This is a genomic window from Kitasatospora sp. NPDC057738, assembly GCF_042798815.1.
Classification (GTDB): Bacteria; Actinomycetota; Actinomycetes; order Streptomycetales; family Streptomycetaceae; genus Kitasatospora; species Kitasatospora lactacystinica.
Map to the genome: position 1 here is coordinate 29,773 of NZ_JBHVJT010000030.1, position 13,326 is coordinate 43,098.

12 protein-coding genes are annotated in these 13,326 nt (G+C 74.6%); 6 read left to right on the forward strand and 6 right to left on the reverse strand.

From position 1 onward, the window contains the following. From ACFVGO_RS18240 to ACFVGO_RS18255, 4 genes are all read right to left on the reverse strand, one after another. Positions 1-175 (reverse strand): glycerate kinase (locus tag ACFVGO_RS18240; protein WP_380632881.1); only part of this gene is annotated, 175 nt, incomplete at its 3' end. After that, positions 172-993: a sugar phosphate isomerase/epimerase gene (locus tag ACFVGO_RS18245; RefSeq protein WP_359912665.1), complete on the reverse strand. Its 822-nt coding sequence runs from the start codon at positions 991-993 to the stop codon at positions 172-174. The genes ACFVGO_RS18240 and ACFVGO_RS18245, both read right to left, overlap by 4 nt. Beyond that, positions 990-2,138 carry a dihydrodipicolinate synthase family protein gene (locus tag ACFVGO_RS18250; RefSeq protein ID WP_359912668.1) on the reverse strand — a complete coding sequence of 383 codons (1,149 nt, stop codon included), beginning with the start codon at positions 2,136-2,138 and terminating at the stop codon, positions 990-992. The genes ACFVGO_RS18245 and ACFVGO_RS18250 overlap by 4 nt, the downstream gene beginning before the upstream one ends. Next, on the reverse strand, positions 2,135-3,301 hold the full coding sequence (locus tag ACFVGO_RS18255; RefSeq protein ID WP_380632797.1) for a Gfo/Idh/MocA family protein: 1,167 nt from the start codon (positions 3,299-3,301) through the stop codon (positions 2,135-2,137). The genes ACFVGO_RS18250 and ACFVGO_RS18255 overlap by 4 nt, the downstream gene beginning before the upstream one ends. A gap of 118 nt (positions 3,302-3,419) precedes the next feature. Between ACFVGO_RS18255 and ACFVGO_RS18260 the strand changes: the two genes are divergently transcribed. Together ACFVGO_RS18260 and ACFVGO_RS18265 are read left to right on the forward strand one after the other, a co-directional pair. Continuing rightward, a complete protein-coding gene (locus ACFVGO_RS18260; RefSeq protein WP_380357198.1) occupies positions 3,420-4,457 on the forward strand; it encodes a LacI family DNA-binding transcriptional regulator in 1,038 nt (345 codons plus the stop codon). 248 nt (positions 4,458-4,705) lie between these two features. Continuing rightward, entirely contained in the window at positions 4,706-5,764 is a 1,059-nt protein-coding gene (locus ACFVGO_RS18265) for a substrate-binding domain-containing protein (protein ID WP_359912674.1), read from the forward strand. 58 nt (positions 5,765-5,822) lie between these two features. Here the strand turns inward: ACFVGO_RS18265 and ACFVGO_RS18270 are convergent, their stop codons facing one another. Further along, positions 5,823-6,602: a sugar phosphate isomerase/epimerase family protein gene (locus ACFVGO_RS18270; RefSeq protein WP_380357201.1), complete on the reverse strand. Its 780-nt coding sequence runs from the start codon at positions 6,600-6,602 to the stop codon at positions 5,823-5,825. A 5-nt stretch (positions 6,603-6,607) separates the two neighbouring features. Next, a complete protein-coding gene (locus ACFVGO_RS18275) occupies positions 6,608-8,548 on the reverse strand; it encodes a DUF2264 domain-containing protein (RefSeq protein WP_380632801.1) in 1,941 nt (646 codons plus the stop codon). A gap of 273 nt (positions 8,549-8,821) precedes the next feature. Between ACFVGO_RS18275 and ACFVGO_RS18280 the strand changes: the two genes are divergently transcribed. The 4 genes from ACFVGO_RS18280 to ACFVGO_RS18295 all read left to right on the forward strand — a co-directional run bounded on the left by ACFVGO_RS18280 (position 8,822) and on the right by ACFVGO_RS18295 (position 13,123). After that, positions 8,822-10,153: a sugar ABC transporter substrate-binding protein gene (locus ACFVGO_RS18280; protein WP_359912683.1), complete on the forward strand. Its 1,332-nt coding sequence runs from the start codon at positions 8,822-8,824 to the stop codon at positions 10,151-10,153. Next, positions 10,150-11,109: a carbohydrate ABC transporter permease gene (locus ACFVGO_RS18285; RefSeq protein WP_380632803.1), complete on the forward strand. Its 960-nt coding sequence runs from the start codon at positions 10,150-10,152 to the stop codon at positions 11,107-11,109. The genes ACFVGO_RS18280 and ACFVGO_RS18285 overlap by 4 nt, the downstream gene beginning before the upstream one ends. Then, positions 11,106-12,020, forward strand: a complete 915-nt coding sequence (locus ACFVGO_RS18290) for a carbohydrate ABC transporter permease (protein ID WP_359912686.1) — start codon at positions 11,106-11,108, stop codon at positions 12,018-12,020. The genes ACFVGO_RS18285 and ACFVGO_RS18290 overlap by 4 nt, the downstream gene beginning before the upstream one ends. A 122-nt stretch (positions 12,021-12,142) precedes the next feature. Further along, on the forward strand, positions 12,143-13,123 hold the full coding sequence (locus ACFVGO_RS18295) for a hydroxyacid dehydrogenase (RefSeq protein WP_359912694.1): 981 nt from the start codon (positions 12,143-12,145) through the stop codon (positions 13,121-13,123). Positions 13,124-13,326: the final 203 nt, after the last annotated feature.

Sequence of the window (13,326 nt, forward strand, 5' to 3'; positions counted from 1 at the left end):
TGCCGGGCAGGGCGGCCGCGACGGCGGCGATGGTGCCCTCGCCGCCGTCGGCCATCGGACGCGCGATCAGCTCGTCGCCCGGCCGCACCGAGCGCCAGCCGTCGGCCAGCGCCCGGGCGGCGTCGGTCGCCGTGACCGTCCCCTTGAAGGAGTCCGGGGCGAGGACGACCCTCATGCGCCCGCCACGTGGGCCCGGTGGCGCTCGACCACCGTCGCGAGGGTCTGCTCCCCGGGGGTGTCCCAGATCTCCTGGTTGAAGATCTCGGTCTCGATCCAGCCGGTGTAGCCGGCGGCCGTGACCATGGCCGTCAGCGCGCCGAAGTCGATGTGGCCGTCGCCCACGTGCCCCCGGCCGAGCAGGGTGTCGGCGGGCAGCGGCAGCGTCCAGTCGCAGACCTGGTACGAGGCGATCCGGGCACCCGCCCGGGCGACCTGCGCGGCGAGGTCCGGGTCCCACCACACGTGGTAGCTGTCGACGACGACGCCGACCTGCTCGACGGGGTGGCGCTCGGCCAGGTCGAGGGCCTGGCCGAGGGTGGAGACGACGGCCCGGTCGGCGCAGAACATCGGGTGCAGCGGTTCGATCGCCAGCCGTACGCCCAGGTCACCGGCGTACGGGGCGAGTTCGGCCAGCCGGTCGGCGACCCGCTCCCGGGCCCCGGCCAGGTCGCGGCTGCCCGCGGGCACCCCGCCGACGACCATCACCAGGGTGTCGGTGCCGAGTTCGGCCGCCTCCTCCAGGGCGCGGAGGTTGTCGGCGAGCGCCGCCCGGTGGGCGTCCGGCCCCTCGGCCGTGAGGAAGCCGCCCCGGCACAGGCTGCTGACGGCCAGTCCCGCCTCGCGGACCAGCCTGGCCGCGGAGGCGACGCCGACCTCCTCCACCTTGTCGCGCCAGAGCCCGATCGCCGGGACGCCGGCCGCCACGCAGCCGCGCACCGCCTCCGGCAGGCTCCAGCCCTTGGTGGTGATCTGGTTCAGCGAGAGCCGGTTCACGCCTCCACCCCCGCCACCGCGAGGAACCGCCGCATCCGGTGCGCCGCCAGCTCCGGATCGGGCAGCACCCCGGCGGCGTCCGCCAGCCGGAACAGCTCCACCAGGTGGACGACGGAACGGCCGCTCTGCGCCCCGCCGACCATGGTGAAGTGGCTCTGGTGGCCGGCCAGCCAGGCGAGGAACACGATGCCCGTCTTGTAGTGGTACGTCGGCGCCGCGAACAGGTGGCGGGCCAGCGGGAGGGTGGGGGCGAGCAGCGCGTCGTACCGGTCGAGGTCGCCGGCGTCCAGGGCGTGCAGCGCGGCCGCGGCGCGGGTGGCGATCGGGTCGAAGACGCCCAGCAGCGCGTGGCTGTGGCCGAGTTCGTCGCCGCGGACGAGCCGCGGGTAGTCGAAGTCGTCGCCGGTGTAGAGCCGGACGCCCTCGGGCAGGGCGCGGCGCAGGGCGATCTCCCGCTCGGCGTCGAGCAGGGAGACCTTGATGCCGTCGATGCCGGCGCGGTGCTCCCGGATCAGCGCGAGCACCGTCCCGGTGGCCGTGTCCGGGTCGGCGGAGCCCCAGTAGCCGGCCAGCGCCGGGTCGAACATCTCGCCGAGCCAGTGCAGGATCACCGGCCGACCGGCCTGGGAGATCAGCCGGCCGTAGACCCGGAGGTAGTCCTCCGGCCCGCGGGCCCGTGCGGCCAGGGCGCGGCTGGCCATCAGGACGGGCTGCGCGTCGGCCTCCTCGACCACCGCGAGCTGCTCCTCGTAGGCGGCCGTGATGTCTGCGAGGCCCGTGGCCGGGCCGGTGAGCTGGTCCGTGCCGACGCCGCAGGCGAGCCGGCCGCCGACGGCGCGGGCCTCCGCGCCGGAGCGGACGATCAGCTCCCGGGTGGCGGCCCAGTCCAGGCCCATGCCGCGTTGGGCGGTGTCCATGGCGTCGGCGACGCCGAGGCCGAGGGACCAGAGGTGGTGGCGGAAGGCGAGGGTGGCGTCCCAGTCGACGGCGGCCGGGGCGCCGGGGGCGTTGCCGCCGAGCGGGTCGGCGACGACGTGCGCGGCGGCGAAGGCCGTGCGCTCCTTCGGCGGGTGCGCCGGGATGTCCAGCGGCTCGGGGGTGCTCAGCCGGTGGCGGCCGTGGCCGGGAAGGTTCAGCTCGGTCATCGGATCTCCAGCTCGGGAACGTTCAGGCGGCGGCCCTCGCGGGCGGAGCGCAGGCCGAGTTCGGCCAGCTGGACGCCCTTGGCGCCCTCCAGCAGGTCCCAGGTGTACGGGGAGCCGGTGACGACGTGTCGCAGGAAGAGCTCCCACTGGGCCTTGAAGCCGTTGTCGAACTCGCGGTTGTCCGGGACCTGCTGCCACTGCTCGCGGAACCGCTCGGTGGCCGGCAGGTCCGGGTTCCACACCGGCTTCGGGGTGGTGGCCCGGTGCTGGATCCGGCAGTTGCGCAGCCCGGCGACGGCGCTGCCCTCGGTGCCGTCGACCTGGAACTCCACCAGCTCGTCGCGGTCGACCCGGACGGCCCAGGAGGAGTTGATCTGGGCGGTGATCCCGCCCTCCAGCTCGAAGACGCCGTAGGCGGCGTCGTCGGCCGTCGCCGGGTAGGTCCGGCCCTGCTCGTCGACCCGCTCGGGAATGTGGGTGGCGGTGTGCGCGTACACCGAGCGGACGGGTGCGATGACCTGGTCCAGCACGTACCGCCAGTGCGGGAACATGTCGAGGATCATGCCGCCGCCGTCCTGGGCGCGGTAGTTCCAGGAGGGGCGCTGCGCGTCCTGCCAGTCGCCCTCGAACACCCAGTAGCCGAACTCGCCGCGCACCGACAGGATGCGGCCGAAGAAGCCGCCGTCCACCAGTCGCTTGAGCTTGAGCAGGCCGGGCAGGAAGAGCTTGTCCTGCACGGCGCCGTTGCACACCCCGGCCTCCCGGGCCAGCCGGGCCAGTTCGAGTGCGGCGTCGAGGGACTCCGCGGTCGGCTTCTCGGTGTAGACGTGCTTGCCGGCCGCGATGGCGGTGCGCAGGGCCGGCTCGCGGGCCCGGGTGATCTGGGCGTCGAAGTAGATCTCGGCGAGCGGGTGGGCCAGCGCCTCGTCCAGCGAGGTGGTCCAGTGCGTCAGGCCGTGGCGGTCCGCCAGTTCCCTGAGCTTGCGGGCGTCGCGGCCGACCAGGATCGGTTCGGGCCACAGTGTGTCGCCGCCCTCCAGGGGGAGTCCGCCCTGCTCGCGGATGGCCAGGATCGAGCGCACCAGGTGCTGGCGGTAGCCCATCCGGCCGGTGACGCCGTTCATCACGACGCCGATCACTCTCTGCGTCACTCTCTGGGTCATGCGTGGTCCTCCGCGTCCTGTGCGGTCAGTGCCGGCAAGGGGAAAGCGCTTTCCCGGAGGTTATGGAGATATGCTTCGCACGTCAATGCAGGTGGTGGAGGAAAGCGGGGAACGGTCGATGGGTGTCACCCTCAGTGAGGTCGCCCGTCACGCCGGGGTCTCGCTCGCGACGGCCTCCCGGGCGCTCAACGGCTCGGCCCGGACGGTCGGCGGGGAACTGGCCGCGAAGGTCCGGGCCAGCGCCGACGCCCTCGGGTACCTGCCGAACGCCCCCGCCCAGGCGCTCGCCCGGGCCGCCACGGCCAACGTCGGCGTGCTCCTGCACGACGTGGCCGACCCGTACTTCGCGGCCATCGCCCGCGGGGTCTCCGACGCCGCCGGGCGGGCCGGGCTGCTCCCGCTGGTGATCAACACGGACGGGGAGCCGGAGACGCAGGTGCGGGGCATCCGCATGCTGCACGGCCAGCGCGTGCGGGCCATCGTCCTGGCCGGCTCCGCCCACACCGACCCGGCCGCCGTCCGGGCCGTCGACGCGGCGCTCGCCGACTACCGGGCGGACGGCGGGCGGATCGCCACCATCACCGACCACGGCCCCGGCTACGACGCCGTCCTGCCGGACAACCGCGGGGGCGCGGCCGACCTGACCCGGGCTCTGCTGGGCCTGGGGCACCGCGAGTTCGCGGTGATCACCGGGCCGGAGCGGCTGCGGGTGCCGATGGAGCGGCTCGCCGGGGTGCGCGAGGCGCTCGCCGAGGCGGGCGTCGAGCCGGCCGAAGGGGCCGTCCAGCACGTGGAGTTCACCCGCGCCGGGGGCCGCGAGGCGGTGCGGCGACTGCTCGACCGCCCGCAGGCCGAGTGGCCGACCGCCGTGCTGGCGCTGTCCGACGTCTGCGCGATCGGTGTGCTCGGCGAACTGCGCGCGCGGGGGGTCGACGTGCCCGGCCGGATGTCCGTGGCCGGCTTCGACGACATCCCGTTCGCCGCGGACGTGGCGCCGGCGCTCTCGACGGTACGGATGCCGCTGGAGCGGCTCGGCGCGAGTGCCGTCACCCTGGCGCTGGAGTCCGACGGGGGCGGGCGGCCCGTCCGGCAGGCCCTGCCGACCGAGGTCGTGCTGCGGGGGAGCACCGGGGCGGCGCCTGCGCGGGACCGGTGAACGGGGGAGCGGTCGGCCGGGCGACGGTGCCGGACGCCCGGTGAGCGGGCGGTCCGGGCGGTTCGGGCGGTTCGGGCGGGTTTTCGCAGGCCGGGAACGCGGGATGGCCTGACCGGACGATCGGCCGACCGGTACGGTGGGTCTGATCGACTCGGCACATCTGTGTTCGTTCGATCGAATTTCGATTGAACGAGCCAGATTGATCAGATGCCGTGCGGCACGGGGCACGGGGCACGCAGGAGGAAGCCATGACCATCACGGCCGAGGAGCGTCGGTCCCGGATCCTGGAGGTCGTGCGCGACCTCAGGACGGTACGCGTGGTGGACCTCGCCGCCCGGATGGGCCTCTCGGCCGTCACCGTCCGCCGCGACGTCGCGGTGCTCGCCGACGACGGGCTGCTCCAGCGCTCGCACGGCGCCGTCTCGCTGCCGCGCGCCAAGCCCACCGCGACCGAGGGCGCCGACCGGGTCCTGGGCATGCTCGTCCCCACCGTCGGCTCGTACTTCGACGAGGTGGTCGGCGGCGCCCGCTCGGCCGCCGCGGACGCCGGTGCGCGCCTGGTGCTCGCCATCGCCCCGTACGAGTCGGCCGACGACCGCGCCCAGGTCGGGCAGCTGCTCGACTCCGGGGTGGACGGCCTGCTCCTCACCCCCAACTGGCGTCCGGCCGGCGGCGAGGACCGGCTGTGGACCGGGGGGCTCCCGGTGCCCGCCGTGCTCGTCGAGCGCCGCCCGCCCGCCGACGGCGAGGGCGCGCCGCTGGACTCCGTCGGCTCGGACCACCGGCACGGCGTCCTGCTCGCCCTGCGCCACCTGGTCGCGCTCGGGCACGGCTCGGTGCTGCTGGTCGCCCGGGAGGACACCTGGACGGCGCACCAGGTCCGGGCCGGCTACGCCGAGGGGACGGCGCTGCTGGGGCTGGAGCCGCAACCGGTGATCGACATCCGCCGCCCCGGCGTCGACTCCGAGGCCGTCGCCGAGCGGATCGCCGAGGCCGCCGCCCGGGGCGTGCGGGCCGTGCTGGTCCACAACGACCAGGACGCCATCCAGCTGCCGCCGCTGCTGCGGGCCCGGGGCCTCCAGGTGCCGGACGACGTGGCGCTGATCGCGTACGACGACGTGTTCGCGGCCCTCGCCGCGCCGCCGCTGACCGCTGTCGCGCCGCCGAAGCGGGCCGTGGGCGCGGCCGCCGTGGAGCTGCTGCTGCGCCGCCTGGACCTCGGCGGCTCGCTGCCCGTGCACCGCCTCGAACTGCTGCCCTCACTGGAGATCCGCACCTCCTGCGGGGGCGCGGGCGCGGCCGGCTGAGGCGCGGCCGGGCGGAGCCCCGGGGTGTCCCGGCCGCTCCGCCCGGCCCGCCCCGCTCTCAGGCCGCGAGCCGGGTGAGGTAGGCCGCGCCGGGGCCCAGCAGCCCGGGCAGCGGGGCGGCGGCCGGGTACCAGGGCGCCTCGTACTCCCATGACACCCAGCAGTCCGCCGGCAGGGCGCGCACGCACTCGGCGATCGGCAGCACGCCCGCCCCGAGCGCGACCGGGGTGAGGTCGTCGTCGCTCGCGACGTCCTTGACCTGGACGTAGCCGAGGTGGGGCGCGAGCGCGGCCAGGCTCTGCGCCGGGCTCTCGCCGGCCAGCCGGGTGTGCAGCAGGTCCCACAGCGCGCCGACGGCCGGATGCCCGACGAGGTCGAGCACGCGCGCCACGTCGCGCCCGGAGCGGTGCGAGTCGTGGGTCTCCAGCAGGATGCGGACGCCGAGGGAGCGGGCGGTGTCGGCCGCCGCGGCCAGCCGCCGGGCGGCCCGCCGGTCGTCCTCGCCCGGCGCGGACCGCGCGCCGTGCGGGAAGACGCGCAGGTGGCGCGCCCCGAGGTCGGCGGTCAGCCGCAGGTGGTCGACCAGGGCGGCGGCCGGCCGGTCGTCGTCGCCCGGCGCGGCGACGCCGAGGTAGCAGGCCACGGCGAGCGGGGTGATCCCGTGGGCGGTGAACTCCCGTCGGGCGCTTCGCCGTTCCCCGGCCGTCAGGTCGGGGTGCACCGGTTCGCCGGGCGCGCACCGCAGTTCGAGTCCCTGCCAGTGGTGTTCGGCGGCCAGCCGGAGGACCTCGGTGAGCGGGCGGCCGGGCAGGCCCAGGGTGGAGAGGGCGAGTCGCACGGTGGTCAGTCCTCCCGGCGGACGGTGACGGAGCCGGTGGCGAGCAGGGCGGTGTGCCGCCCGCCGTCCGGCCAGCGGACGTGGAGCAGGTGGCCCCGCGGGGCCGGTTCGGTGCGGACCTCGACGGCCGCGCGGGGCGGCCGCACCGGGCCGCGGGAGAGCCGTGCGGTGCTGACGAACAGCGCGGCCGGGTCGGCGGTCCGCCCGGTGACCCGGGGTACCGCGCCGACGGCGCCGAACGCGGTGCCCGAGGGCAGCGGGTCGGTGCCGGCGCTGGTGAAGCCGCTCGCGCAGCGCAGCAGCGAGACGAGCCGCAGGCCGTCCGGCCCGGTGGCGGTGGCGGTGGCGAGCGGCCCGTCCACGGCGGTCTCGGCGGAGCCGCCGGCGACCGCCCAGCCGCTGTGCCGGACCTCGGTGCCCGGTTCGGCCCCGGCGACCAGGTGGGCGTGCACCTCGTCGGCCCCGGCGGCCAGGACGAGCGAGGTCACGACGACCCCGGGGAGTTCCGCGCCGCCCGCCCGGGGCCGGTGCTCGGAGGCGGCCCAGCCGTCGCCGGCGCCGAGCGGCCGGATCCGGCCGCGCTCGGTGAGCGTGCCGCCGACCACCAGGCCGAGGTGGTTGTCCGGCGGTCCGTCCAGTACCGGCCCGGTCGCGGTGGAGTGGGCGAGGCGCGCGTAGAGCGGGTCGTCGGGCAGCACCTCGTCCGCGGGCTGGTCGTCGCTGCCGTGGTTGTGCACCCGGACGAGGCCGTCGGCGGCGGTGGACTGGATCAGCCGGCCGGGCCGGGGGAGCGGCCGGACGGCGTCTCCGAGTTCGGCGGGTCCGGGCTGTTCGACGGCCGTCCAGACCGGGTGCTCCGGCGGCAGCAGCAGCCCGAGGAAGCCCTTGGCCGCCCAGTACGGGGAGGCGGGCCCGGAGTACGGCTGGACCATCGGCGGGTACGGCCCGTGCCAGCCGGAGGTGAGCAGGCCCTCGGCGTCGAGTGCGCCGCGGTCGAGGAAGTACCGCAGGGCGCCGGAGGCGAGGCGGCGGGTGGTGCCCGCGGACAGCGGGGTGTTCCCGCACAGGGCTCCGGCCCACAGCGGGGCCGCGGCGGCGAAGCGGTAGGTGAGCGAGCGGCCCTGGTGGACGGGGGCGCCGTCGGCGCCGAAGGCGTGCGTGCAGGCGTCGAGGTGGGCGGCGAGCCGGCCGCCGTACAGGTCGAGCAGGTGCCGGTCACCGCCCAGGTGGGCGTGGAGGACGGGGTAGAGGTGGAAGGCCCAGCCGTTGTAGTGGTCGAAGGCGCGCGGGCGCCCGTCGGTGTACCAGCCGTCGCCCCGGTACCAGGTCTCGATCCTCGCCAGGCCGCGTTCCACGGCCCGCTCCGCGGCCGCGGCGTCGATGCCCGCCTCGGCGAGGAAGCCGCCGACGGTCAGCGGGAAGAGCCACCAGTTGTTGTCCACCGGGGCCCGGTGGAGGGCCTGGGCCAGCCAGGCACCGGCCCGGGCGCGCATGTCCTCGTCCAGGCGGTCCCAGAGCCAGGGGCGGGTGATCCGCAGGGCCAGGGCGATCGAGGCGGCCTCGACCATGGCCTGGCCCCGGTCGGTGATCACCGGCCAGGAGACCGGGTCGGCGTCGGTGAGGCCGCGTTCGGCGGTGGGGCGGCGGGTGCCGGCGGCGAGCCCTTCGGCGTAGGCCGGGAGCAGTCCGTGGGGGTCGTCGCCGCGGGCCCCCGCGACGCGGAGGGCGGCCAGCAGGAACGTCCGGGCGTACCCCTCCAGTCCGTCCGAGCGGGGCCCCGACCAGCTGGGGCGGTCGCCGGGCAGTGCGATCAGGGCGTGTTCGGGGCCCGCGTGGCGGCGGACGGCGGCCAGCAGGCCGTCCGCGGCGGCCTCCCAGTGGGCCCTGGTCCAGCCGGTGAGGGGGCTGAGCGAGCGGTCTTCGGGGGGTAGCTCGATCGGGGGCATGCCGGGGCTCCTCGGTCGGTGGCGGGGGATCGTCGGTCGGTGGCGGGGATCGGATCCGGGCAGAACCCAGATCGATCGTCCATGATATTGATCAAATGATCCGAGATGACAGGGGAAAACATCACGGAAGGGGTGCTTTCCCGTAAAGAAGCCCGAACATTGCGGGGTGCGCCAGATCGAAGCGGATCATTTGATCCAGAACCCTTGACTTCGATCGAAGCGCGGTCCCAGGATGGCCCCACCCCGCACACCCCCTCCACCGGGAGACGAGCCATGTCCACCACCCCCACCCGCGTCCGCAGAGCCCCCCGTCTGGCCGCCGCCCTCGTTGCGTCCGCCCTCGGCATGACGTCCCTCGCGGCCTGCGGCAGCGACTCGTCGAGCGGTGGCTCCGAGGACGGCAAGCCCGTCGCCCTCACCTTCTGGGGCTGGGCCAAGGGCACCAAGGAGGTCGTGGCCGCCTTCAACGCCACCCACCCGAACATCCAGGTGACCTACGAGGAGATCCCCTCCGGCGTCGCCGGCGGCTACGCCAAGATCTCCAACGCGGTCAAGGCGGGCAACGCGCCCGACGTGTTCAACGTCGAGTACTCGCAGCTGCCGGACTTCGTCAGCCAGGGCGCCGTGCAGGACATCGGCAAGCTCGTCACGGACGGCGTCAAGGCCAAGTACCTGAACCAGGCCCTGGAGCTGACCACGCTCGGCGGCACCACGTGGGCCCTGCCGCTGGACGCCTCCCCGCAGGCCTTCTACTACCGCAAGGACCTCTTCGACCAGGCCGGCATCACCGCGCCGAAGACCTGGGACGAATTCCGCACCGCCGCCCGGAAGCTGAAGGAGGCCCAGCCGGACGCCCGGATCGCCACCTTCTTCCCCGACGACCCGACCACCTTCGAGGCCATGGCCTGGCAGGCCGACGCCCACTGGTTCAAGAGCTCGGGCGACGCCTGGAAGGTCGACGCCACCGGCCCGGAGAGCAGGAAGGTCGGCGACTACTGGCAGCAGCTGATCAACGACGACCTCGTCCGGGTCATGCCGTCCTTCAGCCAGCAGTGGACGGCCTCCCTGCAGAAGGGCGAGACGGCCGGCTACCTCGGCGCCTCCTGGGGCGGCGGCGTGCTCAAGGGCACCGTCCCCGACGCCTCCGGCAAGTGGGCCGTCGCCCCCGTCCCCACCTGGGACGGCAACCCCGCCAGCGGCATGGTCGGCGGCACCACCTTCGCGGTCTCCAAGAACAGCAGGAAGGCCAAGGCCGCGGTGGAGTTCGCCACCTGGGCCACCAGCACGCCCGAGGGCTTCAACGCCCGCATCGCCTCCGGCACCTCCTCGGCCTACCCGGCCGCCCCGGCCCTGGTGTCCGTCGCCCAGGCCGCCTTCAAGACGGACTTCTACGGCGGCCAGGACGTCTACGCGATCTACGCCGACGCCGCGAAGTCCATCAAGCCCGGCTGGCAGTGGGGCCCGGCCATGGGCGCCACCAACACCTCCCTCAAGGACGCCTTCGGAAAGCTCACCCAGGGCGGCACCGTCCAGTCCGCCGTGGACGCCGCGCAGCAGGCCACCGTCGCCGAGCTGAAGAACCGCGGAATCAAGGTCGCCCAGTGACCACCGCCCCGACCGACCGCGCCGTCCGCACCGCGCCCGCCCGCCCCACCGGCGGGCGGCGCCGGTCCGGGCGGTACGGCGCGCCGGCCGTGCTCCTCGCGCCGTTCCTGATCCTCTTCACCGCCTGCACGCTCGTCCCGATCGGGTACGCCCTCTACCTCAGCCTCTACACGGAGCACCGCTCCGGCCTCGGCTTCGGCGGCGTCGAGACGGTCTTCACCGGCCTCGGCAACTACACCCGCGCCCTCGGCGACCCGGCCTTCCTCGACGGCTTCTGGACCACGGCCCTGTACTGCCTGCTGTACATACCGCTGATGGTCGGCCTGTCCCTGGCGCTCGCGCTGCTCCTGGACTCCACGCTGGCCCGCGCCCGCCGCTTCTTCCAGCTCGCGCTGTTCCTGCCGCACGCGGTGCCCGGCATCATCGCCGCCCTGATCTGGATGTACCTGTACACCCCCGGCATCAGCCCGGTCATCGAGGCGCTGAACTCCGTCGGGAGCAGCCCCGACCTGCTCGGCAACCCGCTGCCCGCCGTGGTCAACATCGCGCTCTGGGAGTGGGTCGGCTACAACACCGTCATCTTCTACGCCGCGCTCCAGGCCGTCCCCCGCGAGGTGCTGGAGGCCGCGATCGTGGACGGCGCCGGCCCGCTGCGCACCGTCCTCAGCATCAAGATCCCGCTGATCCGCGCCTCGATCGTGATGGTCGGCCTGTTCACCGTGATCGGCTCCCTCCAACTGTTCACCGAACCGATGATCCTGCACGGCGCCTCACCCGGCGTCATCAGCACCTGGACCCCCAACATGTACGCCTACACCGCCGCCTTCGACCGCGGCGACTACGGCCTCGCCGCCGCCTCCTCGGTGCTGCTCGCCATCACCGCGGCCGTCCTGTCCTTCCTCGTCACCTGGGCGACCCGCACCCGCCCCGCCCGCCGGACGGAGGACTCGGCATGACCACCCTCGCCCCCGAACGCGACACCCGCCGGCGCCCGCGCGCCCCCCGGGCCGGCCGCGACCGCACCCCGCGCACGCCCTGGACGCTGTCCAGGGCCGCCGTCAACGGCGCCCTCGTGCTGGCGGCCGCCTACACGCTGCTGCCGCTCGGCTGGCTGCTCACCGCCGCCGCCAAGAACACCGGCGACCTCCTCGGCGGCCACGGCCTCACCCCGTCCAACTGGAACCTCGGCGCCAACCTGCACGCCCTCGCCACCACCGGCGACGGCATCTACTTCCGCTGGTACCTCAACTCGCTGCTCTACGCGGGCGTCGGGGCACTGCTCTGCGCCCTCGTCTGCGTCGGCGCCGGCTACGCCTTCCACGTGTACGCCTTCCCCGGCAAGGAGAAGCTGTTCGGGCTGGTCCTGCTCGGCGTGCTGGTGCCGACCACGGCCCTGGCCCTGCCGATGTACCTGCTCGCCTCCGAACTCGGCCTCGCCAACACCTTCTGGGCGGTTTTCCTGCCCTCCCTGGTGAACCCCTTCGGCGTCTACCTCGCCCGGGTGTTCTGCGCCGGCTACATCCCCGGCGAGGTGCTGGAGGCCGCCCGTACGGACGGTGCGGGCGAGCTGCGCGCCTTCTGGTCGATCGGGCTCAGGATGGTCATGCCCGGCTTCGTCACGGTGTTCCTGTTCCAGTTCACCGCGATCTGGAACAACTTCTTCCTGCCGCTGGTGATGCTCTCCGACAACCGGCTCTTCCCGGTCAGCCTCGGCCTCTACGCGTGGAACACCCAGACCCACGCGTTCCCCGAGTTCTACCCGCTGGTCGTCACCGGCTCGCTGCTGGCCGTCGTGCCGCTGGTCGTCGCGTTCGTCGCCCTCCAGCGCCACTGGAAGGCCGGCCTGACCGCGGGAAGCGTCAAGTGACCCACCAGACCGCCAACTCCACGACCGCGCCGGAGAAACACGTGTCCAATCCGCCGAACCCGACCGCTGCGAACGGGAGTTCACCCGCCTCGCCGCGCCGGCGCCCGCGCGCCCTGCTGGCCATGACCCCGGACCTCGTCGACCGGCTGGTCGACGACGAGACCATGGACCGGCTCACCACCCTCGCCCGACTCGACCCCGTGTTCGTCGTCGACGACTTCACCGGCCCCGAGGCGGCCGCCGTCCTCGCCGAGACCGAGGTGATCGTCAGCAGCTGGGGCTGCCCCCCGCTCGACGAGGCCGTCCTCGCCGCCGCGCCCCGGCTGCGCGCCGTCGTCCACGCCGCCGGATCGGTCAAGCACCATGTCACCGAGGCCTGTTGGGAGCGCGGAATCCAGGTCTCCTCGGCCGCCTGGGCCAACGCCCTGCCCGTCGCCGAGTACACCGTCGCCAACGTGCTGTTCGCCAACAAGCAGGTGCTGAGGCTCAGCGCCGACTACCGCGAACGGCGGGCCCCGCACGACTGGCAGGCCGCCTACCCCGGAGCCGGCAACTACCGGCGCACCACGGGCATCGTCGGCGCCTCCCGGATCGGTCGGCGGGTCCTCGAACTGCTCCGCCCCTTCGACCTGGAGCTGCTGCTCCACGACCCGTACGTGGACGAGGCCGAGGCGGCCGCGCTGGGCGCCCGCTCGGTGACGCTCGACGAACTGTGCGGGCGCAGCGACGTGGTGAGCGTGCACGCGCCCGAACTGCCCGGCACCCGGCACATGATCGACCGCCGCAGGCTCGCCCTGATGCGCGACGGGGCGACGCTGGTGAACACCTCCCGCGGGTCGCTGATCGACCAGGACGCCCTGGTCGAGGAGCTGGTCTCGGGCCGCCTCCACGCGGTCCTGGACGTCACCGTCCCGGAGGTGCTGCCCGCCGACTCGCCGCTCTACGACCTGCCCAACGTCCTGCTCACCCCGCACGTCGCCGGCTCGCTCGGCGGCGAGCTGCGGCGGATGGCGGCCGCGGCGGCGGACGAGCTGGCCCGCTACGCGGACGGCACCCCCTTCGCCCACCCGGTGCTGCGCGGCGACCTGGAGCGCACCGCCTGACCGGGTGACGACCCCCGTCCGGCCGTGCGCCGAAGGCCGCAGGAGTCCCCCGACTCCTGCGGCCCTCGGCGTTCCGTTGCCGAGTCCCGTGCCCGGAACGGCAGTGGGGGGGGGTTTCCCTCCCGTGGGGGGAGGCAGCCCAAGGGAGGGGGGGGGGGGGCGGAGGCCCTAAGCTCCATGCCCCCAACCGGGAGGGGTGGGGA

Coding starts and splice junctions, on each gene's coding strand:
- ACFVGO_RS18255 (WP_380632797.1), bottom strand. CDS start 3,301: ATGACCCAGAGAGTGACGCAGAGAGTGATCGGCGTCGTGATGAACGGC.
- ACFVGO_RS18275 (WP_380632801.1), bottom strand. CDS start 8,548: ATGCCCCCGATCGAGCTACCCCCCGAAGACCGCTCGCTCAGCCCCCTC.
- ACFVGO_RS18295 (WP_359912694.1), top strand. CDS start 12,143: ATGACCCCGGACCTCGTCGACCGGCTGGTCGACGACGAGACCATGGAC.
- ACFVGO_RS18250 (WP_359912668.1), bottom strand. CDS start 2,138: ATGACCGAGCTGAACCTTCCCGGCCACGGCCGCCACCGGCTGAGCACC.
- ACFVGO_RS18280 (WP_359912683.1), top strand. CDS start 8,822: ATGTCCACCACCCCCACCCGCGTCCGCAGAGCCCCCCGTCTGGCCGCC.
- ACFVGO_RS18290 (WP_359912686.1), top strand. CDS start 11,106: ATGACCACCCTCGCCCCCGAACGCGACACCCGCCGGCGCCCGCGCGCC.
- ACFVGO_RS18260 (WP_380357198.1), top strand. CDS start 3,420: ATGGGTGTCACCCTCAGTGAGGTCGCCCGTCACGCCGGGGTCTCGCTC.
- ACFVGO_RS18265 (WP_359912674.1), top strand. CDS start 4,706: ATGACCATCACGGCCGAGGAGCGTCGGTCCCGGATCCTGGAGGTCGTG.